Genomic DNA, 22,814 nt, shown 5'->3' with positions numbered 1-22,814 from the left:
GGTAACCCATGAAATATTTTTTCAATACCCGGCTGGGAGAAACCCGCTACCAGCTGGCTGACGGCTCGTTGCTGTGCAAAGACGTGCCGATAGGACGAACAGGTAAGCAGCTCTATGGTGCTGATGACCTGCCAAAACTGAAACCCGATAAGTTCGGTGAAATAGTCGTCACGCGTTCTCCTGAGCAGGTATTCCATCCCGCCACGCTTGCCTCATTCGAAGGAATGAGTATCACGGTGTTGCATCCCGAGGATGAAAACGGGGATGTGCGGCTGGTGAATCCAGAGAACTGGAAAGAGCTTGCTGTCGGGCACCTCCAGAATGTCCGGCGCGGGACGGGTGAGCAGTCTGATTTGATGCTGGCTGACCTTATCGTCAAAGACGAAAGCGCCATTCAGCTTATCGAAGATGGCCTGCGCGAAGTGTCGTGCGGCTATGACGCGGAGTATGAGCAGACCGAGCAAGGTAAAGCCGAGCAGGTCGATATTACCGGAAACCATGTGGCTCTTGTCCCTAAAGGCAGAGCCGGAAATCGTTGTGCAATTGGAGACAGAGACACAATGGCAAATCAAAAGAAAAGCTGGTGGACCCGCATGCGCACGGCCATCAAAACGGGTGACGCTGACACCATGAACGAACTGGTGGAGTCGGCTCCCGCATCGGTTACAGGAGATGAGGGGGATTTGCCGCAGGGCGTTAATCTCAACATCAACCTGTCCCCGCAGCAACCGCTACCGGACAAAGCACCAGAGATGGGCGGAGGTCCAACCGGCGACAGTGATGATGACCTCAAAACATTACTGAAAGCCCTGCTGGCTAAGCTGGAAGGAAATGCGACGGGCGATAACGACAATAAGCCTGACGATAATCCGACCGGTGACGGCGAGGACGATGAAGAGGAAACCACGATTACTGGTGACTCAGCCTGGCGTGCCGAAGTTATCGTTCCGGGTATCGATCTGAGCCGTAAGATGAAACCGACCGCGTTCAAACGCGAGGTTCTGGCTTCTGCTGACAAAACGCTGGTTCGCCAGATAGTCGGTGACGCGGATATCCGCAAATTACCGAAACAATCGGTCGACATGGCGTTTAATGCCGTGTCTGAGATTGCCAAAGGGCGAAACACCCGCGCCACCACCGGCGATGCACAGCGCCCAAACATGGGCATGACCAGTATCGCTTCCCTGAACAAACAAAACGCTGAATTCTGGGCAAACCGTAAAGGGTAAAAAATGAATAATGTATTTCTGTACCGGATGCCTGTTGGCATTGCCGGGGCTGTCTCTCGCCCGCAGGACTTAACCGTCGAACCGGTGGTCCTTAAATCCGATAACGCCTTCGCTGCCTATGGCCTGGCTGGTAAATACGATGATGACGGTTTTTTCGTGCCGCTGGCAGATGGTGATACTGCAGACAAGGTAAAGGGGATCTACGTGCGCCCTTATCCGACCACGTCGCAGCCGGACATGGTTCGCCAGGTGGGAACAGGCAAGAACTTCCCGGGCGACGCCATGAAGCGTGGCTACGTGACTGTTAATCTCGGTTCTGATTTTGATGCCAGCACCATCAAAAAAGGCGACCCGGTATACGTTGTCGTCTCCACTGATGAATCCATCAAAGTGCCGCTGGGTGGATTCATGTCCACGTCAGTCAGTGGCAAAAATGTGGTGCTGACCAACGCTGAATTCACAGGTGCCGGTGATGCTAACGGCAATGCAGAAATTTCCTGGAAGATTTAAGGAACAGACGAATGATTACTTTTGATCAGGCAACCGTTGACAGCTCTGGTGCCTTTCTCATCGGGGAGCTGGAGCGACTCGACCAGACGCTGAACCTGCCACTGGTGGGGTACACCTGGACCCGCGATATTCAGTTGCGTGAAGATGTCTCTATCGCAGATGACATTTCCAGCTGGACGAATACCAGCTTCGCCGCTGCGGGTACTGGTGCAAATCCGAATGGCAAAAACTGGGTAGGCAAAGACTCAACCGCTATTGCTGGCGTGAACGTGGATATCGGCAAATCTGGTAACCCGCTGAACCTGTGGGGGATGGAACTTGGCTGGACGGTCATAGAATTGCAGGCTGCTCAGCAGGTCGGCCGCCCGATTGATACGCAGAAGTATGACGGTATGCAACTGAAATGGCAGATGGATAACGATGAACAGGTATATGTTGGCGATTCCGCATTAAACCTGAAAGGCCTTGTTACCCTGGACGGCGTGCCTGTCAACAACGCTGCCAAAACGTGGGCAACCTCAACACCGGACGAAATCCGCGCAAGCATTAACCAGGTACTGTCTGATGCGTGGGCCGCTTCTGGTTACTCTGTGGTTCCGCGTGATTTGCTGATCCCGCCTGAGCAGTTTGCTCTGTTGTCCAGCATCATCGTTTCATCTGCGGGTAACCAGTCCCTGTTGACGTACCTTCAGACCAACACCATCAGCTATCACCAGAACGGTGTTCCGCTGAATATCCGCGCGGTTAAATGGCTGAAAGGCCGTGGTGTGGGGAATAAGGATCGCATGGTTGCGTACACCAACGATAAAAAATACGTCCGCTACCCGCTGGTTCCGCTTCAGAGCGTGCCGGTGCAGTATCGCGGTCTGTATCAGATCGTCACTTACTACGGCAAGCTGGGTGCAGTCGAGCCAGTGTACAAAGAAACCATTTCGTACGTTGATGGCATTTAACAGCCATATGGCCCCCTGGCGGGGCCATTAAGGATGACCCGATGGCAAAAAATAATGCAGTAATACACGTACATACCCCGTTTGTGCTCACGCTTCCCGACGGTTCACGGCGCGAGTTTGTTAAAGGCCGTCATGCTGTGGAGGAAGACGTTGCCACGCACTGGTTCACTCGTGCGCACGCGGAAGTATCCGTTGGCAAAGCCACAGACGCGCGTAACGAGGTAAAAAATGCCAAAGAATCAAAGTCTGCCAGCGGTAAGTGATTTTCGCCGCGACTTCCCGCAGTTTGCTGACCCTGCCAAATATCCCGAAGCGCAAATCCAGTTTCGTCTGAATCTGGCCGATGAACTGCTGAGCGAAAACGTCACCGGCAAAAAGTTGTTTCCGTACTTTGCCGGGTTGTTCGTTGCGCACTACATGACGCTCTGGGCGGCAGACAGCCGGGCGATGCTGGCTGGCGGGCCGGGCGGTTCAACCAATGGTGTTCAGTCCTCAAAGTCCGTGGATAAGGTAAGCGTCAGTTATGACACCAGCGCGACGCTGAATCCTGATGCAGGTTTCTGGAATAACACCCGATATGGTGCTGAATTTTATCAGTTGATCACGATGTTCGGTGCAGGCGGTCGCCAGCTATGAGTTTCAAAAGCGGTGTAACAACGAGGGTGGATAACGCTAAGGCCATTCTGGATGCGCTCAGGTCGTTAACCAAAAAAGATGTGCTGGTCGGCATCCCTTCGGAAGACAGCGAGCGGGATGATGTTCCGTTTGGTAATGCGGGCATCGGTTACCTCAACGAATACGGCTCACCAGCGCAGAACATCCCGCCACGACCTCACCTGGTCCCCGGCGTTAAATCGGCAGAGGAGCAGACGGTGCCGCAGCTTAAAGCCGCGGCGCAGGCTGCACTTGATGGTAATGCTGCGGGAGCAGAAAGTGCACTCAACCGTGCCGGAACGCTGGCCGTTAATGGTGTCAGGCGTTACATGACCATTACCGGCTTTACGCCGCTTGCTGACAGTACTGTTGAAGCCCGGGCTCGTCGGGGGCGCAAGGGGGCAACAATGGAACTTGCCCGGCGTGCTGCTGGCGAATCTCCGGGAACCGAACTGGCGAAACCATTAATTGACACCGGGCAATATCGCAGAGCGATTACCCATGTAGTGAGGGATAAAGATGCCGACTCTTGATGTAACAGATGTGCTTTTTGACCCCGATTTTTGCGACTTCAATTTGTGGGTAACACGCCGAGTGCAAACGGTGGATGAGGACGGGATCGGCAGCGACAGTGAAGTTAAAAAACAGTTTGCCGGAGTCGTAACTGTTGATCGCTCTCTGGAAAACCGCCGTATGCAGGCAGGGCAGGTAATCAGCGGTGCAATTCTGATTGTGACGACTGAGCGACTGACGCAGGGACAGACTGGCCGTGATGCCGATATCGTGACGTATCAGGGCCGTGATTATCGTGTGACTTTCGTCGACCCGTATACAGCGTATGGTGCCGGATTCGTTCAGGCGCATTGTGAGTTGCTGCCGTTTGATGGGGGAATTCCGGTTGAGCAATAACACCAGCACAGAGCGCGGATGGCTGATACCAACCAGTGGCGATCCGGATTATGACGAAGCGCTCGACAGGCTGTTAAGCCAGTGGATGCGTAACGTTTCCGGTCTGTCTGCCGGGATGGTTCGTCCGCGCTGGCAGAAAGAGCAACCGCCACTGCTACCGGCTGAAACGAACTGGTGTGCGTTTGGGGTTATCGGATGGTCAGGTGATGACAGTCCGGCATTCACCAGACAGACCGATGATGGCTCTCAGCTCTGGCGGCATGAAACGATTGAGTGTATGGCTTCGTTTTATGGTCCGGCGGGGATGGTGTATGCGTCCCGGTTTCGTGACGGTATATCTGTACCGCAGAACAACGCAGCACTGAATGCGCTGGGGCTGTCTCTTGGCGATTACACAGGTCTGACTCCCTTCCCTGAACTTATTAATCAGCAATGGGTCCGCCGCTACGATATGACGGTGCGTCTGCGCCGGAAGGTTGTGCGCGAGTACGGTATTAAATCGCTGGTGGAAGCACCAGTCATCTTTTTCGGAGATTAAGCTATGGCACAGGGCTTGCCTGTATCAAACGTTGTTAATGTTGATGTGATCATGTCGCCGCGTGCAGCATCAGGGCGAAATTTTGGTGCATTACTCATTCTCGGCCCGTCCACAATCATTCCGGTAAGTGAGCGCATTCGTCGTTATTCTGCGGCGGAAGATATTGGAAAAGATTTTGGCGTGGAATCACCAGAATATAAAGCTGCGCAGGTGTTTTTCTCACAATCACCGAAACCTCAGGAGGTTTTTGTTGGTCGTTGGGTGAAAACGAAGGGAGACAGCGAACAGGCCACGCCTGAGACGCTGGAGCAGGCTGTGAATGCCATGCTCGATTATACTTCATGGTATGGGCTGGGGATTGCAGGCGATGAAGATATTCCGGATGCAGACTGGCTGAAAGTGGCTGCGGCGATCGAATCCTCTTCTGTAAGCCGTATTCTGGCGATTACGACAAGCGATGAGAAATGCCTGCAGACTGCATCCAGCGATGATTTGGCATCAAAACTGAAAACCGCCGGATATTCACGCAGTTTTATTCAGTATTCATCGGGTAATAAATACGCTGCGTTATCTGCATTTGGCCGGGCATTCACGGTTAATTTCAATGGCAGTAATACCGCGATTACGCTCAAGTTTAAGCAGGAGCCGGGTGTCGGGTATGAAACACTGACAGTCAGCCAGGCATCGGCACTTGATGCAAAAAACTGCAATGTGTTCGTGTACTACCAGAATGATACAGCTATCCTCCAGCAGGGAGTGATGGCTAACGGCGATTTCTTTGATGAACGCCACGGCCTGGACTGGTTACAGAATTATGTGCAGACCAACCTCTATAACCTGCTTTATACCAGCACCACGAAAGTTCCCCAGACTGAAGCCGGTATTACCCGACTGTTATCAAATGTTGAAAAATCACTGGATCAGGCCGTTCAGAATGGACTGATTGCTCCGGGCGTATGGAACGGGGGCGACCTTGGTCAGTTGTCATCAGGTGACACGCTGCCCAAAGGTTATTACGTATACGCCCAGCCGCTGGATGAACAGGCACAATCAGAGCGTGAAGCCCGTAAGGCTCCGGTGATTCAGGCTGCAATAAAACTTGCAGGCGCGGTTCATTACGCTGACGTACAGATTAACGTTGTTCGCTAAGGGGAAGTGAATGTCTACCTATTCTTTTATGGATGTCACTGCGACGCTGACCGGGCCGACCGGTTCGATTGACCTCGGGTACGGTTCGGCAAGTTCTGAAGAGGGGATTGTGGTTGCGATGGGCGGTCCTAAAAACACCATGACCATCGGTGCTGATGGCGAAGTGATGCACAGTCTCCATGCAGATAAAAGCGGGACGATTACCGTTAACCTTCTGAAGACATCACCGACAAATAAAAAATTGTCGCTGGCGTATAACGCACAGAGCCAGTCTTCTGCCACATGGGGGAATAACGTTATCGTGATCCGCAACAAGGTCAGCGGCGACATCATCACGGCACGCAGTGTTGCGTTCCAGAAACAACCGGATAACGCCAACGCTAAAACCGGTAATACGATGCCGTGGGTGTTTGACTGCGGCAAGATTGACCAGGTTCTCGGGGAGTTTTAATACATGGAATTCGAAATCAAAGGCGTGAAATATCGCGTGGCAAAACTCAGCGTTTTTGACCAGCTGAAAGTGACCCGCAAACTTCTGCCGGTACTGGCAGGAATGATGTCAGATTTCGGGAGCATTCGCTCCCGTTTGCCTGCTGACGGCAAAATCGACACCGTGAAATTCGAGCAGTTAAAACCGGTGTTTGAAACCATGCTCCCGCGTATCGCTGAGGAACTGTCTTCCCTGACCGAAGATGACACCGATGCGATTATTCATCCCTGTCTTGCGGTGGTGTCGCGGCGTCATATGGATGGATGGGTGCCGGTATTTACCCAGGGCGAACTGATGTTTGATGATATTGATTTGCTGGTCATGCTTCAGCTGGTGGCGCGGGTGGTCGCCGATTCGCTGGGAAATTTTTTGCAAGGACTCCCTACCAAAGAGACGCCCATCCCGCCAGCGGAATAACCTTCAATAGCCTGCCGGGTGGTGAAGATTTTATTCTTCGTCCGGCGCTTGCCTTCCATATTGACCAGAAAGATCTTAACAGTGGTGCGGTAGATCTCTGTCGCATCGCGCTTCTTAATGACTACCTTGATATGTGCGAGGACAACGATGTCCGGGTAGAAAAATGGAGAGAGGATAATGAACGCCGAGACTATTAAAGATTTCCTCGTCTCGCTTGGCTTCAGTGTGGATGATGCAGGAGCGAAAAAGTTCGGTTCTGTCCTCGCCGGTACAACTGCAAATGTCATCAAAATGGGGCTGGCTGTTGAAGGAGCTGCGCTGTCCGTGGTGGCCTTCACGGCTAAGATCGCCTCCGGCCTGGATAATCTTTACTGGGCGTCACAGCGCACCGGCGCGACGGTCCAGGGAATTCAGTCTATTGGCTATGCGGTTTCGCAGGTTGGCGGCAGTGTGGACGCTGCGCGATCTTCTCTGGAAAGTCTCTCCCGGTTTATTCGTAACAATCCCGGGGCGGAGGGATTTCTGAATCGCCTGGGCGTTCAGACACGGGATGCCAGCGGCAACATGCGTGACATGGCCGCTATTTTTACAGGTGTAGGCCAGAAGCTCAGCAGCATGCCGTACTACCGGGCTAACCAGTATGCGCAGATGCTGGGCATTGACGAAAATACCCTCATGGCGATGCGCTGGGGTGTCGGCGGTTTCTCCGGGCAGTACAGCGCAATGGCGAAGGCTATCGGCTTCAATGCTGACGAGGCGGCCAGAAGTTCCAACAAATTCATGACCTCACTGCGCGAGTTCGGCGCGATGGCAGGCATGGCCCGTGACAAAATCGGCTCTAATCTTGCTGGTGGTCTGGCGGGTTCGCTGGACACGCTGCGCCGCCACATCCTGGATAACTTTCCGCGCATTGAGCAGACCCTGACGAAAGCCATAAAAGGCATTCTGGCGCTCGGGGACATTATAGGGCGGCTGTTCTTCAGACTGATTGAAGGAACATCAAGCCTCATCACCTGGTGGCAATCGCTGGATAAGCAAACGCGGGAGTTGATCTCGCTGTTTGGCGCACTGACGATTGCGCTGCGCATTCTGAACAGTACGTTCTGGATGTCGCCGATTGGCCTCATTACCGCGCTGGCGGCGGGGATTGCCCTCCTGTGGGAGGACTATCAGACCTGGAAGGAAGGCGGCGATAGCCTGATTGACTGGGGCAAGTGGAAGCCGGAAGTCGACGCCGCGGTGAAGATGGTTCGTGACCTTAAAACGACCGTTAACGACCTGGTGAAAGCGCTGGCGAAACTGCTCAATATTGACCCTAAATCATGGTCCCTGAAGTGGGATTTCAGCAACTTCATCGACCAGATGGGCGAATTCAGCAAAATGCTGAACATGATCGCCGACCTGCTCAACGCTATCAAAGATGGCCGCTGGGCTGATGCCGTCAGCATTGGCAAACAGATACTTAATCAGGGCAGCGAAAATCCGTCAGCGATGCCGATGGTTACAGACAGCGCTAACAGTACTGCCGACTGGATTAAAGAGCACTGGGGATTCGATCCCCGCAGCGTGGGCCGGACGGTACGCGGCTGGTTTGGTGATGATGAGCCGGAACAATATGCACAGGCTACGAAGCGAGGAGAACGGAATAACAATCCGGGAAACCTTAATTTTGCTGGTCAGGCGGGGGCTTCTCTTGAACGACCGGGCGGGCGATTTGCCAGATTTGAAACTGCCTTTGATGGATTACGGGCTCTTGCTCGTCAGTTAATGCTGTACGCCGGACGGGGAATAAACAGTGTGGAGAAAATTATCTCTACCTGGGCGCCTGCGTCTGATAATAACAACACAACCGCGTATATCAGGGCTGTATCGCAACGACTGGGAGTGGATCCCCGGGCTGCCCTGAATATGAGCGATCCGCAAACCATGTCAGCATTGATGAGCAGCATTATCCAGCATGAGAATGGAAGAAATATCTATTCTCGAGAGCTGATTAATAAGGCTGCCGTGGCGGGAATTAGTGGCAAAGTGACAGAGGTTAACCAGCAAAATACCTACCACATTTACGGTGGCGGAGATCCGCACGCTGTCGGTAATGAGGTTGCACGTCGGCAACAGTCTGCAAATGCTCAGGTCATGCGAAGTAATCAGGTGAGGGTGGGTTAGTGGATATTCTCTCTACACTTTTTCATCAGCAGAGCAGAAAAATAGGAATGATTGTTCCCAGTGTTGTTATTTCAGAGAAGCATACAGATATGCTTGAAATAACAGAGCATCCGGTAGAGGTCGGGGCCGCTGTCGCTGATCATGCCTATAAAAAACCGTCAGAAGTGGTGATGGAGGTTGGTTTCGCCGGTGGCGGCGCATTGCTGGATTTTGCCAGTAATCTGACGGCTACCAGCCTGCTCGGCCTGAGTCCTCAGCAGACGTATCAGGAGCTACTGGATCTGCAGGAAAGCCGTATCCCCTTCGATGTGGTAACCGGTAAACGGCTGTACAGCAACATGTTAATTCGGGCGCTGGAAGTGACGACGGACAAGACAACCGAAAACGTCCTGTCCGCCGTCCTCACCCTGAGGGAGGTCCTTATCTCCCGGACACAGCAGATCACCGTCGCGGATAAAACCAACATGAAGGAAGGGGCCAGCACGTCGGCGGTACAGAACAGTGGCAACAAAACCACAAAGCCTCCAGATACTTCACTGCTGAAAAGCATCACGGGTAACGTGGCGTCATTACTGGGAGGCGGCTAATGACAATTCAGGAAATTCCGCTGACAGCGGATAACCAGCAGTTCAGTATCGTCCTGGGCGGTGTCACCTGGCGGATTAACATCATATGGCGCGATCTTTACTGGATTATGGACCTGCAGAACGACAGAGGGGAGCCGGTAATCTCCGGTATTCCTCTCGTCACTGGTGCTGACCTGCTGGCGCAGTACGCCTGTATGGGGCTTGGTTTTAAGCTGGTGGTGGTCTGCGATGACAACACACAGGATTATCCCACGAAAACTGACCTGGGCGGCCGCAGTCATTTACTGGTATCAACGGAGTAAGCATGTCACAGAACTGGATGAGACATTTCGAGCTGCAGCTTGTGGACGGGAACGGTCAGGGAATTGAGCTAAGTGATTTCAAAGTCACCTTTACGATCGACTGGTTCAACATCAGCAGCGCGTCCCGGGTAGGGACTATCAAAATTTATAACCTCTCGGCAGATACTGTGAACCGAATTACCGGGCAGGAGTTTTCGAAAGTGCGTCTGATTGCGGGTTACGACGGTATCGCGCCGGAGGTGTCGGCAAGCGACGTCGGGACCGTGCGGGAGGTTGATGCGGCGGACGTGGGCCAGAGTGATGGCCGCAACTACGGACTGATTTTCAGCGGTGAAATTCGCTACTCGGTCACAGGAAAAGACAGTCCGGTTGATTCCTACGTCCTGATTCAGGCAGCAGATACTGATCTGGCTTTTGCCACCAGTATAACCTCACAGACGCTGGCTGCCGGTTACACGGTCGCTGATGTGAACCGTGCGCTGATGAAAGACTTCGAAGCCAAAGGTGCGACCGAAGGCCTGACGCCTGAAATGCCTGCTACTGTATTCCCCCGGGGGCGGGTGCTCTTTGGCATGACGCGGCATCTAATGGATAACGTAGCCGGGCAATGTGGCGCAACATGGCAATTCGTGGACGGTCAGCGCCAGATGGTGGCGAATAATGAATATGTTCACGAAGCGATTGTGCTCAACAGCGCTACCGGGCTTATTGGCATGCCGCAGCAGACCATCGGCAACGGCGTAAACGTCCGCGCGCTTATTAATCCGAACATCCGGGTTAATGGGCTCATTCAGCTGGATCAGGCTTCTGTATATCGCACCGCGTTGTCGAACAACGATATCGCTATGGCTGGTGGTCAGATCACCGACCAGAACACGGACGGAAATATTACGCTCAGCGGCACCACATCACAGCCTGCCAGCATCGCAATGGATGGCGTTTATATTGTGCGCGGGATTATGTACACTGGCGACACAAGGGGCCAGGCGTGGTACATGGATATGATGTGCGAAGCGCGTGGCGCGGCGGATCTGTATACGCAATCGGCTTTGCAAAGGGGATGAGCAATGAGGGGGATTATTTTTCTGTTAGCTGTCTTTTCTGCGTGCAGCGCGTGGGCGGATGGCTTCACGGTTAAATGCGGTGGCTACACTATGGTTGCAAACCAGGGCGAGTTATCGACAATCAACGGTGAAAGAGTTACCTCTCAAAAAATCACCGAACTGGGTACCAATGGTTTGAAAGTAGACATGGGGCTTATGCCAGCCAAAGACGGTAACAACTACGGCTTTGAATACATTCGTCGCCCTGGTACCGAAACGCGATTCCTGAATGTGCAACTGCTGCAGAACAGCATGGATGCGCCGAAAATCATCGGCTCCTTTCCATGCAAAAAGATTGTTGATTAATCACTCGTAATTATAATGTGATACTTCTACTTTCACGATAAGGAATTTGTCGCATGTTCGGATTTGATAAATTAATAACTCCAAAAATCATCAACGTTCTGTATGGCATCACAATGTTACTTCTGGTTGTTGCCGCCATTATAACGTTTGTTAATGGGAAGGCTGCTGGCGCTTTAGTGCTTTTGTTATGTGCTGTATTTTGCCGAATATTCTTTGAGTGCATCATGGTTTCATTTAAAAACAATGAGTATCTTCGCCGAATAGCTGAAGCGTTAGAAGCAAACAAGCAGTAATGAAACTTCAATAATGAACCCGCCACCCGGCGGGTTTTTTGCTTTCTGGAGCCTACTAAATGGCAGTATCTGACCAGACCCGCAGCGGCGACCTTGCCGAAACATTCAAATCTGAACGGGAAACAACAAAGAACCAGATCCGTGTCGCCTTGCCTGGCATTGTTCAGTCATTCGAGCCCGACGCGGTGACGGCGGTTGTGCAGCCAGCTATCCGTTCGGTTGAAAAGGATAACGACGGTAACCGCATTACCAAAAATTACCCGTTGCTGGTGGATGTGCCAGTGGTATTTCCGCGCGGCGGAGGCTGTACGTTGACTTTTCCGGTTAAAGCCGGGGATGAGTGTCTTGTCGTTTTTGCCGATCGTTGTATTGATTTCTGGTGGCAGAGCGGTGGGATACAGGAGCCGGTCGATGACAGAATGCATGATTTATCGGATGCGTTTTGTATTGTCGGTCCCCAGTCGCAGGCGAGAACGATTAGCGGTATTAATACCAGTGCCACACAGTTGCGTAGTGACGACGGTAGCACCTATTTTGAGCTTAATCCTGATACCAGGAAAATTAAAATTGTCGCTCCGGGTGGTCTTGATGTGGTTGCCCCTCTGGCTGATTTTTCTGAGAAAGTAACCATTCATGGCCTGTTAACCTGGTTGGGGGGCATGGTGGGGTCTGTTGTTTCTGGTGTGGCTTCAAAAATCACTGGTGCTGTTGAGTTTTTGGGTAGCGTGAAGGCTAACGGCAAGCCAATCGATGATACGCACACTCATGGCGGTGTTCAGCGCGGTGGAAGCAATACCGATGGGGTAAACTGATGCGATACAGACGTGAAGACGCCGATGGCGATTACACCTTTGGCAGCGGTGATGACACCTGGCTGATTAACTCGCCTGAGGCCGTAGCACAGGCTGTGAAAACGCGATTCGAATTGTGGTATGGGCAATGGTTTCTCGACACCACCGAAGGGACTCCGTGGATCCAGTCCGTGCTCGGTAAGCAGAAGCCGGAAACCTACAACCTGGCGATCCGTAAGCGCATCCTCGAAACGCGGGGCGTTAAATCAATCCTCTCTTTCAATACGACAGTGGATACCACGACCCGACGTGTCATGTTTTCCGCTGAAATCGACACTCTTTATGGAATAACGACTGTTACATCGGAGGCGTAATGGCTCTGAACCTTGATTCTCTCGGTTTATCTGCAAAGGTAACCGCGGAGGGGATCAGTGCGCCTGATTATCAGACGATACTCAGCACCCTGATTAGCTATTTTCAGCAGATTTATGGCAGTGATGCCTACCTCGAACCGGACAGCAAAGACGGCCAGATGGTGGCTCTGACGGCGCTGGCGATTCATGATGCCAATAATATGGCGATAACTGTCTACAACTGTTTTTCACCGGCAACCGGCTATGGGGCTGCACTGACCAGTAACGTGAAAATAAATGGTATTTCACGTAAAGGCGCGACGAACTCTACGGTTGATTTGCTTCTTACAGGAACTGCCGGAACAACCATCATTAATGGCAGCGTGAAAGACAGTAATAATGTGATATGGCGTTTGCCTGCTTCAGTGGTGGTCGGCGTGGATGGTACAGTGATGGCGACCGCAACATGTTCCGTCAGTGGTGCAGTGGCGGCGCTGGCTGGAACTATCACTGAAATTAATACGCCAACCCGTGGCTGGGTTTCGGTAACTAATCCTGCTGCGGCTACTGTTGGCTCTCCGGCAGAAACTGATGCTGAGTTACGTATCCGCCAGTCGCAAAGTGTTGCGTTGCCATCAATAACCCCATTTGAAGCACTGGATGGTGCTGTTTCTAATGTTACCGGTGTAACCCGCCACAAACTCTATGAAAACGATACTGGTTCGGAGGACGGTAACGGGTTACCGCCACACTCTGTTGCTGTAATTGTGGATGGCGGTGATGTGACGGATATTGCTCAGGCTATCAGAGGGAATAAAGGCCAGGGGACAGCCACTCACGGTACAACATCCGTTACGGTTCCGGATAAATACGGCAATCCCCATGTAATCAAATTCTCGCGTTCCAGTGATGTGCCTGTTTATGCCCGGATTAAATTAAAAGTTTTTACGGGTTATACCTCACAGATAGGGCAGCAGATCCAGCAGGCTATTTCCGACTATATCAATAGTCTGATGATTGGTGATTCGGTCCTTTTAAGTCGCATTTACTCACCGGCGAATCTTGGCGTGGTGAGTGGCGGGAATGCACGCTATTACGATATTCAGGAACTGACGATTGGGAAATCCCCGGGGGCTTTGTCGTCATCAAACATTGATATCAGATACAACGAATCTGCGTCCTGTACCCCGGAAAATATCGTTATAACGGTGGAGTCATGAGCAAATACACCGAACTAATCACGAACTACCACGCCACCAAACCTAAATTTCTTGCACATGTTGATCTGATGACCCGGCCGCTTATTGATGTTGCGGCGGCCACCAGAGGGCTGATTACTGCATTTGATATTGACTCTGCGGTTGGTGTGCAACTTGACATGCTGGGATTGTGGATCGGACGTAGCCGTGTTGTCAGCCAGCCTATCTCAGGTGTCTATTTCAGCTGGGATACCGACGGGCTTGGATATGATCAGGGGGTATGGCAGGGGCCATATGATCCTGATTCCGGATACATGTATCTCAGCGATGAAACTTATCGTGTCATTCTTAAAGCGAAGATTGCGATTAATAACTGGGATGGACGGAATGATTCGCTTCCGGCAATTCTTGACGCTGCAACAGCAGGATCCGGGCTGCGAATGCAGATAGTCGATAACCAGGACATGACGATATCGGTCTGGGTCTTTCCTGATACTGATATTTCAGATGTATCGCGTGAGTTAATTGCGGCAATTAAACAGGGGTATCTCACAGTAAAAGCCGCCGGGGTATGGGCGGGTGGCATTGAAACACCTTCGGTGGAAACCCCATCGGAAGGCTCAAAATTTTTTGGTTTTGATATGGATAACGAATTCATCAGTGGTTTTGATGTAGGAGCATGGGGAGTATTACTCTGATGGCGAAAAATGACTTTAAAGCGTTTGCAACGGATCGAAATGCCAATGTTATATCGCAGGAGGAATGGGAAGCGTTGCCCGCGCTTTTATCCGGATTTACAGCAGGGAAAGCCTCCAGTGCGCAAGTCAATAAGGTTATTCGGCAGGCCAGCTTTATTGCTGCAGCTCTGGCCCAGTTTGTAAGTGATAAAACGCAACGGGATGTGCTTGATAATGGTGATCTGCCCGGTTTTGTTGAATTGCTGGGATCGGGATTTGCTGTTGAATACCTGAGCCGCAAGAATCCGTTTGGCGATATCAAATCGGATGGCACGGTGAAAACGGCTCTCGAAAACCTTGGTTTGGGAGATGGAACAGGAAGACTCATTGCAGTGTACCGGATTGACACATCCCGGCAAATTACACTGCCGAAAGATGCCAGGTTTGTTGTGGCAGATATGATTGGTGGCGGAGGCGGCGGTGGCAGTAACTCCACGACCGTACAACCCGGATATGCGTCAGCAGGACAGGGCGGGAATTCAGGTAGCCGTGTGGTAGCAAAATTCACAGTTGATGCCAGTCAGAAAATTAATATTACTATTGGCGCAGGTGGTGCGGGGGGCGTGCCAACTCCCGCAACCGGAGCTAATGGAAGTGACGGTGGGGCTACGATTATCGACGGTATTACAGCTACTGGTGGGCGAGGTGGAGCTAAGGGGGCAGCATTTAATGTTCTGCCAACCGGCGGGCCTACAGCGTCTCCGAATGCTAATAACACCATTCCTGGTGGAGCAGAATTGATAGCACAGCATATCGGGTATGGTGGAAGCTCTGGATTTCTGTTCTCGGATAAAAATGCGCTTGGCGGGAAAGGGGCTGACTCTGAATTCGGAGTGGGCGGTGTGGCAGTCGGAATTAGCTCAGGAGTCAATGCATCGGCGGGGAATCATGCCCGAGGTAATGGCTCTGGCGGAAGCGGCGCGGTCTCTATTTACGGCTCAGGCTCTACCGGGGTGTCTATGTCTGGTGGTGCAGGTGCTGACGGTCTGGCGATTTTGTGGGTATACGGATAATGAACAGATATGCACTAATTAAAAACAATATTGTTGTTAACATCGTTGTCTGGGATGGTGCAGGAGATATGTTTGCCGATTTTAAGGCAGTTAATATCTCTGGTGTTGCAGTTGATATTGGATGGATCTATGACGGAAATAATTTCACAGCCCCTCCCGAACCAGAGAAAACTAAAGAACAGTTAATCCAGGAAGCAGAACTCGAAAAAGAAGGACGCATACGTGCTGCAAATGATTTTATTAACAGCAGGCAGTGGCCCGGTAAAGCGGCTATTGGTCGTCTGAAAGGTGACGAACTGGAGCAATATAATTTGTGGCTGGATTATCTGGACGCACTGGATGCTGTAGATACTTCAACTGCACCAGAAATAGACTGGCCTCAGCAATCAACCATTGTTAGCTATGCTGTCACCTTGTAAACAAGATGGTTATGTGACATCACCATCGATCCAGTCCGCCCACCACTGCATCATTTCTCTGCGCTTATCGAGATACTGAGCATGGTTGTAAATTCAACTAACCCAGCGAGTTGACAAAAAATTAGCGCAAGAGGACAAAAAATCACCTTGCGCTAATGCTCTGTTACAGGTCACTAATACTATCTAAGTAGTTGGTTCATAGTGACTGGATATGTTGTGTTTTGTCGCATTTTGTAGTCTGTTATTTAACCGCGGAATCGTGTAATGCGATGATTTTTAAGTGATTAATATTATTTTGTCATCCTTTAATAAGGAAAGGGTCATGATGAAGGTACTCATCATCGTGGTGCTCTTAGTCATTAGCTGGCCAGCTTACTAAGACTACCAGGGCGGGGGAAACCCCGCTCTACCCTCATTCCTGAAAGTATGCCTTCACGGTTAGATTGTCAATCCGCAGGCTTTGCAGTCTGCGATCTTGCCAGCAAATATTCTTTGCGAGTCATTACGCAATAATCACAGGAGAAACTATTTTGTTCACGCGTTAGCTATAGACTGCTTGCAGGGCAAAAGGATGTAAGCCGACGATTTCAGCGGGACGCTGAAACGGGATACCCTCTCCCGGAGAAGAAGGGTTAAAAAAGGAAAGGGTTATGATGAAGCACGTCATCATACTGGTGATACTCTTAGTGATTAGCTTCCAAGCTTACTAAGAACACCAGGGGGAGGGGGAAACCTCTCCCTAACCCTCACTCCTGAAATTATGTCACTCCGCCCTTAGTGTCAATCGAGGGCTCTCCGTTCTTGCGAGGCGAATAGCAAAATTATCTGCGCCGCCGGGCCTAATTCTGAAAGTTTCTTCGTTTGTTCTTATTTCATTATTGCAATCGGTATGATACCGGACCTCAATAATTCTCTAAGAAAGGATTTCTTATGAGCGAACAAATCACGTTTGCTACCAGCGATTTTGCCAGTAACCCGGAACCACGTTGCCCCTGCATTTTGCTGCTGGATGTTTCTGGCTCGATGAGCGGCAGACCTATTAATGAACTTAACGCCGGACTGGTTACCTTTCGTGATGAACTGCTTGCTGATCCGCTGGCTTTAAAAAGAGTGGAACTCGGCATTGTGACGTTCGGCCCGGTGCATGTGGAACAACCCTTTACCAGCGCCGCTAATTTTTTCCCCCCTATCCTGTTTGCTCAGGGGGATACGCCAATGGGCGCCGCCATTACCAAAGCCCTGGATATGGTTGAAGAGCGGAAACGTGAGTACCGCGCAAATGGCATTTCGTATTATCGTCCGTGGATTTTCCTGATCACCGATGGCGCACCAACCGATGAGTGGCAGGCTGCCGCCAACAAAGTGTTTCAGGGGGAAGAAGATAAGAAGTTTGCCTTCTTTACCATCGGCGTTCAGGGGGCGGATATGAAGACTCTGGCACAAATCAGCGTTCGTCAGCCTTTGCCTCTGCAGGGATTACAATTCCGTGAACTGTTTAGCTGGTTATCCAGTTCGCTGCGTTCGGTTTCCCGCTCCACGCCGGGAACGGAAGTTGTGCTGGAAGCGCCAAAAGGCTGGACGTCAGTGTGACCTGGCGTCTGGTTTATGCATCAGCCGTTGGAACGTCGCACATTAGCGCTGATTTACCTTGTCAGGATGCCTGCCAGATGCAGGTTGCCTGGTTAAACGATCAGCATCCATTACTGGTGATGTTTCTTGCTGATGGTGCAGGCAGCGTCTCGCAGGGTGGCGAAGGTGCGATGCTTGCCGTCAATGAAGCGATGGCTTATATGTCGCAAAAAGTGCAGAACGGTGAATTTGGACTCAATGATGTCCTCGCCACGGATATTGTACTGACCATTCGTCAGCGACTTTTTGCCGAGGCGGAAGATAAAGAATTAGCGGTTCGCGATTTTGCCTGCACATTTCTGGGACTAATTTCATCAGCTAATGGCACCTTGATTATGCAGATTGGCGATGGCGGCGTGGTGGTGGATTTTGGTCACGGTCTGCAATTGCCGCTCACGCCGATGGTGGGTGAATATGCCAACATGACGCACTTCATTACCGATGAAGATGCCGTTTCCAGACTGGAAACTTTCACCAGCACTGAGCGTGCGCATAAAGTTGCAGCATTTACGGATGGTATCCAGCGGCTGGCGTTAAATATGCTGGATAATTCTCCGCATGTGCCTTTCTTTACCCCGTTTTTCAATGGACTGGCGACAGCAACGCAGGAACAACTCGATTTATTACCTGAATTGTTAAAGCAGTTTTTGTCCAGCCCAGCGGTAAACGAGCGTACCGATGATGATAAAACATTAGCACTGGCTATGTGGTTACCATGAAACCCACTTTATATACTGCTACTGGTGAGTGCGTTATGCCAGGCCGTGAACTGGGCAAAGGTGGCGAAGGTGCGGTTTATGATATCGAGGAGTTTGTCGACAGCGTCGCCAAGATTTATCACTCGCCGCCACCCGCCTTAAAACAGGACAAACTTGCCTTTATGGCTGCGACAGCTGACGCGCAGTTGTTGAATTATGTCGCCTGGCCACAGGCAACCCTTCACGGTGGACGAGGCGGAAAAGTTATCGGTTTTATGATGCCAAAAGTTTCAGGTAAAGAACCGATTCATATGATCTATAGCCCGGCACATCGTCGCCAGAGTTACCCTCATTGTGCGTGGGATTTTCTACTCTATGTTGCGCGCAATATTGCTTCATCTTTTGCTACGGTTCATGAGCACGGGCACGTCGTGGGTGACGTAAACCAGAACAGCTTTATGGTAGGCCGTGACAGCAAAGTGGTGTTGATCGATAGCGACTCCTTTCAGATTAACGCCAATGGCACACTGCATTTATGCGAAGTCGGTGTGTCGCATTTTACGCCGCCAGAGCTACAAACCTTGCCATCATTTGTCGGCTTTGAACGCACCGCGAATCACGATAATTTTGGCCTTGCGTTGCTGATTTTTCACGTCTTGTTTGGTGGGCGTCATCCTTATTCCGGTGTGCCGCTTATTGCCGAAGCGGGTAATGCGCTGGAGAAGGATATTGCCCATTTCCGTTATGCCTATGCATCAGACAATCAGCAACGTGGTTTAAAACCGCCGCCACGATCTATTCCGCTATCGATGTTACCGGATGATGTTGAAGGCATGTTTCAGCAGGCATTCACCGAAAGTGGCGTGGCAACCGCGCGTCCGACGGCAAAAGCGTGGGTAGCGGCACTTGATTCCCTACGCCAACAGTTAAAGAAATGTCCCGTTTCGGCAATGCATGTTTACCCCGCTCATTTGACCGACTGCCCGTGGTGTACGCTGGATAATCAAGGCGTTATCTATTTTATTGATCTCGGCGAAGAGGCCATTACCACCGGCGGGGATTTTGTGCTGGCGAAAGTCTGGGCGATGGTAACGTCGTCAGTAGCACCGCCACCGCTAAAGTTACCATTACCCGCTCATTTCCAACCTGGGGGCAGGCCGCTTCCTTTAGGCCTGTTACGGCGCGAATACATCATTCTGATTGAGATCGCACTGTCAGCGTTATCTCTACTGCTTTGCGGCCTTCAGGCAGAACCGCGTTATATTATTTTGGTTCCTGTGCTGGCGGCTATCTGGATTATTGGCAGTCTGACAAGCAAAGCGTACAAAGCAGAAATCCAGCAACGCCGTGAGGCATTTAATCGTGCGAAAATGGATTATGACCATTTAGTCAGCCAGATCCAACAGTTGGGCGGACTGGAAGGTTTTATCGCCAAACGGACGATGCTCGAAAAAATGAAGGACGAAATTCTCGGGTTACCGGAAGAAGAGAAACGCGCTCTGACAGCACTTCATGACACCGCGCGGGATCGTCAGAAACACAAATTTCTGGAAGGGTTTTTTATTGATGTTGCCTCTATTCCCGGCGTTGGCCCTGCGCGTAAAGCGGCGTTACGGTCCTTTGGTATTGAAACAGCGGCAGATGTTACCCGGCGCGGCGTTAAACAAGTGAAAGGATTTGGCGACCATCTGACCCAGGCAGTTATCGACTGGAAAGCGAGTTGCGAACGCCGTTTTGTGTTCAGGCCGAACGAAGCGGTAGCGCCAGTAGACAGACAAGCAGTAATGGCGAAAATGGCCGCCAAACGACATCGGCTGGAAGCCGCATTGACAGAGGGCGCGGTAGAGTTGCAGCGATTCCATCTCCATGCCTCTGCACGGACCATGCCGTTGATGGAACCGTTACGTCAGGCGGCAGAAAAACTGGCTCAGGCGCAGGCTGATTTAAGCCGTTGCTGAGCCATTTTTCAATTAACGAAACACCACTTCCGCCCAGCGTGCCAGCCCGGCAGTGACGGAGCCAAAGTCATCGCCGCCTGCAATTGGAATGCCCGGCAACTGTTCTGCCAGAGCCTTTTTAATCAGTGGTGAACGGGCGCTACCGCCGGTCAGATAGATGACATCCGGTTTTTCCTGAGCGTTATCCAGCGCCAGTTGCACCTGTTCCAGAATCCGCGCCAGCGGTTGGCTGAGGGCGCTTTCCAGACCCTGCTGGCTAATCAGCGTAGCCAGTTCATCGCTGATAAACGGCAGCGATGCGAGGGTTTCCGCTGCGCTGGAAAGCGCAATTTTGCTCTCTTCCGCGCTGCGCACCAGTCGATAGCTTAAACGCTGACGCCAGACTTTCTGTAACAGGGCCACTTTTTCCGGTTCGCGGGCATCGCGTACCAGATCGTTAAGCAGGCGACCGTTGGCACTACTGTAGAAATCACTTTGCGCAGGTACGTCGTTGATGGCAACCGCATTCCACCACGGCAAAATCGGCAGGGCGATGCCTTTTTCGGTTTCGCCTCCCATGCCCAGTAAAGGCATCAGGTTTTTAAACGCCAGTGCGATATCCAGATCGTTACCACCAATACGGCAACCACTGTGGCCCAGCAGGCTGGCTTCACGATCGAGACGCGAACGCCATTGCGGCCCCATCAGCAGCAATGAACAGTCAGTCGTACCACCGCCGATATCCACCACCAGCACCCGTTTTTCTTCCTGTAAGGTGGCTTCGTAATCCAGCCCAGCCGCTACCGGCTCGTACTGGAATACCACATCCTTAAACCCGGCACGCTTCGCCGCGCGTTCCAGAATCCCCTGCGCCTGGGTGTTTGCTTCATCGCCGCCCAGACCCTGGAAGTTGATCGGGCGACCAATCACCGCCTGAGTAATTGCCTCCGGCAGTTGCGCCTGTGCCTGTTGGCGAATGTGCAACATCATTGCGCAGACCAGATCCTCAAACAGCGCAACCTGCTGCGGTTTTAAGCCGCTGGCACCGAGGAACGATTTTGGTGATTTCACAAACCACACTTCTTCTGGATCATCAATGTACTGTGCCAGTGAGGAAAGACCAAACTGCACGCTTTTCGCCGTAACATCGATATCTTCTTCGCGGTTATAACGAATCGCCCGACGTAACAGCGCCTGCGTTTCATCGTCGTCTGCCGGAACATCATGATGGCGGTACAGCCATTCGCTTACCGCTTCACGCGTTGGCGCGCAAAGCATTGAAGGCAGCAACGTGCTGTCGTTTTCCATTTTTAGCAAGTGCGGTTTACCGTCACGCATGACCGCCACTGAACAGTTTGCTGTACCGTAATCAAAACCAATAAACACGAAATAATCCCCATGCCGGTGAAGAAGGGGCGTGACTTTAGCGAAATGTTGCCGTCGCGACAACCGGAATATGAAAGCAAAGCGCAGCGTCTGAATAACGTTTATGCTGAAAGCGGATGAATAAGGAGATGCGATGTATACCCTGAACTGGCAGCCGCCGTATGACTGGTCGTGGATGTTGGGATTTCTCGCCGCCCGTGCGGTGAGTGGTGTGGAAACGGTCGCTGACGATTATTATGCCCGTAGTCTGGCGGTGGGCGAATATCGCGGCGTGGTGACTGCTATTCCGGATATCGCCCGCCATACTCTGCACATAAATTTAAGTGCAGGTTTAGAACCCGTTGCCGCGGAGTGCCTGGCGAAAATGAGCCGCTTATTTGATCTGCAATGTAACCCGCAGATTGTGAACGAGGCGTTGGGCGAGTTAGGGGCGGCGCGGCCTGGATTGCGTTTACCTGGCAGCGTAGATGCTTTTGAACAGGGCGTGCGCGCTATATTAGGCCAACTGGTGAGCGTGGCGATGGCGGCGAAATTGACGGCAAAAGTGGCGCAGCTTTATGGCGAACGGCTGGATGATTTTCCGGATTATGTCTGCTTCCCCACGCCTCAGCGGCTGGCAGCCGCCGACCCGCAGGCATTAAAAGCGTTAGGCATGCCGTTGAAACGGGCAGAGGCACTGATTCATCTGGCAAATGCGGCACTGGATGGCACCTTACCGATGACAATTCCGGACGACGTGGAACAAGCGATGAAAACGCTGCAAACTTTTCCGGGTATCGGGCGCTGGACGGCGAATTATTTCGCCTTGCGTGGCTGGCAAGCGAAAGATGTTTTTCTGCCGGATGATTATTTGATTAAACAGCGATTTCCAGGAATGACGCCAGCACAAATCCGCCGTTATGCCGAGCGCTGGAAGCCCTGGCGTTCTTATGCGTTGCTGCATATCTGGTATACGGAAGGCTGGCTACCAGAAGAAGCATGACGCTGGTTGCCGGATGCGGCGCGGCCTACGGAACGGACGAATTGTAGGCCTGATAAAACGCATT

General features: G+C 51.8%; 31 protein-coding genes and 2 pseudogenes. 31 read left to right on the top strand and 2 right to left on the bottom strand.

Features of this window, described 5'->3' with window-relative positions:
- The first annotated feature begins 8 nt into the window (after window positions 1-8).
- From FEM44_RS00345 to FEM44_RS00235, 25 genes and pseudogenes are all read left to right on the top strand, one after another.
- Window positions 9-1,229: a DUF2213 domain-containing protein gene (locus FEM44_RS00345; protein ID WP_135522224.1), complete on the top strand. Its 1,221-nt coding sequence runs from the start codon at window positions 9-11 to the stop codon at window positions 1,227-1,229.
- A 3-nt stretch (window positions 1,230-1,232) separates the two neighbouring features.
- Window positions 1,233-1,739: a structural cement protein Gp24 gene (locus FEM44_RS00340; RefSeq protein ID WP_001066733.1), complete on the top strand. Its 507-nt coding sequence runs from the start codon at window positions 1,233-1,235 to the stop codon at window positions 1,737-1,739.
- A gap of 11 nt (window positions 1,740-1,750) precedes the next feature.
- Window positions 1,751-2,692 (top strand): DUF2184 domain-containing protein, encoded by a 942-nt coding sequence (locus FEM44_RS00335; protein ID WP_000627482.1) that lies wholly within the window; start codon window positions 1,751-1,753, stop codon window positions 2,690-2,692.
- A 41-nt stretch (window positions 2,693-2,733) separates the two neighbouring features.
- Window positions 2,734-2,955: an STY1053 family phage-associated protein gene (locus tag FEM44_RS25920; RefSeq protein ID WP_001107515.1), complete on the top strand. Its 222-nt coding sequence runs from the start codon at window positions 2,734-2,736 to the stop codon at window positions 2,953-2,955.
- Complete coding sequence (locus FEM44_RS00325) at window positions 2,921-3,328, top strand: DUF4054 domain-containing protein (RefSeq protein ID WP_001125665.1); 408 nt, start codon at window positions 2,921-2,923, stop codon at window positions 3,326-3,328. Before FEM44_RS25920 ends, FEM44_RS00325 begins: the two co-directional genes overlap by 35 nt.
- Entirely contained in the window at window positions 3,325-3,879 is a 555-nt protein-coding gene (locus FEM44_RS00320) for a hypothetical protein (protein WP_135522223.1), read from the top strand. Before FEM44_RS00325 ends, FEM44_RS00320 begins: the two co-directional genes overlap by 4 nt.
- Window positions 3,866-4,255 carry a hypothetical protein gene (locus FEM44_RS00315; protein ID WP_001142480.1) on the top strand — a complete coding sequence of 130 codons (390 nt, stop codon included), beginning with the start codon at window positions 3,866-3,868 and terminating at the stop codon, window positions 4,253-4,255. Before FEM44_RS00320 ends, FEM44_RS00315 begins: the two co-directional genes overlap by 14 nt.
- The gene (locus tag FEM44_RS00310) at window positions 4,245-4,793 is read left to right on the top strand and encodes a phage neck terminator protein (protein ID WP_000069886.1); all 549 of its coding nucleotides are present in this window, start codon (window positions 4,245-4,247) and stop codon (window positions 4,791-4,793) included. The genes FEM44_RS00315 and FEM44_RS00310 overlap by 11 nt, the downstream gene beginning before the upstream one ends.
- A 3-nt stretch (window positions 4,794-4,796) precedes the next feature.
- On the top strand, window positions 4,797-5,942 hold the full coding sequence (locus tag FEM44_RS00305) for a DUF3383 family protein (protein WP_032284066.1): 1,146 nt from the start codon (window positions 4,797-4,799) through the stop codon (window positions 5,940-5,942).
- A gap of 10 nt (window positions 5,943-5,952) precedes the next feature.
- Window positions 5,953-6,393 (top strand): DUF3277 family protein, encoded by a 441-nt coding sequence (locus FEM44_RS00300; protein ID WP_000109249.1) that lies wholly within the window; start codon window positions 5,953-5,955, stop codon window positions 6,391-6,393.
- A 3-nt stretch (window positions 6,394-6,396) separates the two neighbouring features.
- On the top strand, window positions 6,397-6,849 hold the full coding sequence (locus FEM44_RS00295; RefSeq protein WP_042047522.1) for a phage tail assembly chaperone: 453 nt from the start codon (window positions 6,397-6,399) through the stop codon (window positions 6,847-6,849).
- Window positions 6,846-7,046: a DUF6889 family protein gene (locus tag FEM44_RS25380; RefSeq protein ID WP_374756843.1), complete on the top strand. Its 201-nt coding sequence runs from the start codon at window positions 6,846-6,848 to the stop codon at window positions 7,044-7,046. The genes FEM44_RS00295 and FEM44_RS25380 overlap by 4 nt, the downstream gene beginning before the upstream one ends.
- Entirely contained in the window at window positions 7,027-9,015 is a 1,989-nt protein-coding gene (locus FEM44_RS00290) for a lytic transglycosylase (RefSeq protein WP_135522222.1), read from the top strand. Before FEM44_RS25380 ends, FEM44_RS00290 begins: the two co-directional genes overlap by 20 nt.
- Entirely contained in the window at window positions 9,015-9,602 is a 588-nt protein-coding gene (locus FEM44_RS00285; RefSeq protein WP_001349561.1) for a phage baseplate protein, read from the top strand. Before FEM44_RS00290 ends, FEM44_RS00285 begins: the two co-directional genes overlap by 1 nt.
- Window positions 9,602-9,904: a phage baseplate plug family protein gene (locus FEM44_RS00280; protein WP_034169225.1), complete on the top strand. Its 303-nt coding sequence runs from the start codon at window positions 9,602-9,604 to the stop codon at window positions 9,902-9,904. Before FEM44_RS00285 ends, FEM44_RS00280 begins: the two co-directional genes overlap by 1 nt.
- 2 nt (window positions 9,905-9,906) lie before the next feature.
- Complete coding sequence (locus tag FEM44_RS00275; RefSeq protein WP_135522221.1) at window positions 9,907-10,968, top strand: hypothetical protein; 1,062 nt, start codon at window positions 9,907-9,909, stop codon at window positions 10,966-10,968.
- 3 nt (window positions 10,969-10,971) lie between these two features.
- Complete coding sequence (locus FEM44_RS00270; protein WP_001214054.1) at window positions 10,972-11,313, top strand: hypothetical protein; 342 nt, start codon at window positions 10,972-10,974, stop codon at window positions 11,311-11,313.
- Window positions 11,314-11,366: 53 nt separating this feature from the next.
- Entirely contained in the window at window positions 11,367-11,606 is a 240-nt protein-coding gene (locus FEM44_RS00265) for a DUF4282 domain-containing protein (RefSeq protein ID WP_000466689.1), read from the top strand.
- Window positions 11,607-11,665: 59 nt separating this feature from the next.
- Window positions 11,666-12,418: a Gp138 family membrane-puncturing spike protein gene (locus tag FEM44_RS00260; RefSeq protein WP_135522220.1), complete on the top strand. Its 753-nt coding sequence runs from the start codon at window positions 11,666-11,668 to the stop codon at window positions 12,416-12,418.
- Window positions 12,418-12,771 carry a hypothetical protein gene (locus FEM44_RS00255; protein ID WP_001270634.1) on the top strand — a complete coding sequence of 118 codons (354 nt, stop codon included), beginning with the start codon at window positions 12,418-12,420 and terminating at the stop codon, window positions 12,769-12,771. Before FEM44_RS00260 ends, FEM44_RS00255 begins: the two co-directional genes overlap by 1 nt.
- A complete protein-coding gene (locus FEM44_RS00250) occupies window positions 12,771-13,970 on the top strand; it encodes a baseplate J/gp47 family protein (RefSeq protein ID WP_033553711.1) in 1,200 nt (399 codons plus the stop codon). Before FEM44_RS00255 ends, FEM44_RS00250 begins: the two co-directional genes overlap by 1 nt.
- Window positions 13,967-14,647, top strand: a complete 681-nt coding sequence (locus FEM44_RS00245) for a DUF2612 domain-containing protein (protein WP_138158826.1) — start codon at window positions 13,967-13,969, stop codon at window positions 14,645-14,647. The genes FEM44_RS00250 and FEM44_RS00245 overlap by 4 nt, the downstream gene beginning before the upstream one ends.
- Window positions 14,647-15,000: pseudogene (locus tag FEM44_RS25375) on the top strand (phage tail protein); the annotation flags it as partial. The gene FEM44_RS00245 and the pseudogene FEM44_RS25375, both read left to right, overlap by 1 nt.
- A gap of 18 nt (window positions 15,001-15,018) precedes the next feature.
- Entirely contained in the window at window positions 15,019-15,699 is a 681-nt protein-coding gene (locus FEM44_RS25915; protein WP_441316625.1) for a glycine-rich domain-containing protein, read from the top strand.
- Complete coding sequence (locus FEM44_RS00235) at window positions 15,699-16,118, top strand: tail fiber assembly protein (RefSeq protein ID WP_135522218.1); 420 nt, start codon at window positions 15,699-15,701, stop codon at window positions 16,116-16,118. The genes FEM44_RS25915 and FEM44_RS00235 overlap by 1 nt, the downstream gene beginning before the upstream one ends.
- A 9-nt stretch (window positions 16,119-16,127) precedes the next feature.
- On the opposite strand, the pseudogene FEM44_RS25910 reads toward FEM44_RS00235, so the two are convergent.
- A pseudogene (locus FEM44_RS25910) lies at window positions 16,128-16,211 on the bottom strand (integrase); the annotation flags it as partial.
- A 229-nt stretch (window positions 16,212-16,440) separates the two neighbouring features.
- On the opposite strand from FEM44_RS25910, the gene FEM44_RS00225 reads away from it, so the two are divergent.
- The 5 genes from FEM44_RS00225 to FEM44_RS00205 all read left to right on the top strand — a co-directional run bounded on the left by FEM44_RS00225 (window position 16,441) and on the right by FEM44_RS00205 (window position 20,403).
- Window positions 16,441-16,497 (top strand): type I toxin-antitoxin system Ibs family toxin, encoded by a 57-nt coding sequence (locus FEM44_RS00225; RefSeq protein ID WP_135522281.1) that lies wholly within the window; start codon window positions 16,441-16,443, stop codon window positions 16,495-16,497.
- Between the two features lie 271 nt (window positions 16,498-16,768).
- A complete protein-coding gene (gene ibsA / locus FEM44_RS00220; protein ID WP_010723109.1) occupies window positions 16,769-16,828 on the top strand; it encodes a type I toxin-antitoxin system toxin IbsA in 60 nt (19 codons plus the stop codon).
- 220 nt (window positions 16,829-17,048) lie between these two features.
- The gene (locus FEM44_RS00215) at window positions 17,049-17,708 is read left to right on the top strand and encodes a vWA domain-containing protein (protein WP_000003177.1); all 660 of its coding nucleotides are present in this window, start codon (window positions 17,049-17,051) and stop codon (window positions 17,706-17,708) included.
- Entirely contained in the window at window positions 17,705-18,466 is a 762-nt protein-coding gene (locus tag FEM44_RS00210) for a PP2C family serine/threonine-protein phosphatase (protein WP_135522217.1), read from the top strand. Before FEM44_RS00215 ends, FEM44_RS00210 begins: the two co-directional genes overlap by 4 nt.
- On the top strand, window positions 18,463-20,403 hold the full coding sequence (locus FEM44_RS00205) for a helix-hairpin-helix domain-containing protein (RefSeq protein WP_135522216.1): 1,941 nt from the start codon (window positions 18,463-18,465) through the stop codon (window positions 20,401-20,403). Before FEM44_RS00210 ends, FEM44_RS00205 begins: the two co-directional genes overlap by 4 nt.
- Window positions 20,404-20,415: 12 nt before the next feature.
- On the opposite strand, the gene yegD is transcribed toward FEM44_RS00205, so the two are convergent.
- Window positions 20,416-21,768: a molecular chaperone gene (gene yegD, locus FEM44_RS00200; protein ID WP_135522215.1), complete on the bottom strand. Its 1,353-nt coding sequence runs from the start codon at window positions 21,766-21,768 to the stop codon at window positions 20,416-20,418.
- Window positions 21,769-21,901: 133 nt separating this feature from the next.
- Here yegD and alkA point away from each other — a divergent pair, with 133 nt between their 5' ends.
- Entirely contained in the window at window positions 21,902-22,750 is an 849-nt protein-coding gene (alkA, locus tag FEM44_RS00195) for a DNA-3-methyladenine glycosylase 2 (RefSeq protein WP_135522214.1), read from the top strand.
- Window positions 22,751-22,814 lie beyond the last annotated feature (64 nt).

It is taken from the genome of Escherichia sp. E4742 (assembly GCF_005843885.1).
In the GTDB taxonomy this organism is placed as follows: Bacteria; Pseudomonadota; Gammaproteobacteria; order Enterobacterales; family Enterobacteriaceae; genus Escherichia.
This window is presented reverse-complemented; position numbering and strand designations above follow the sequence as displayed.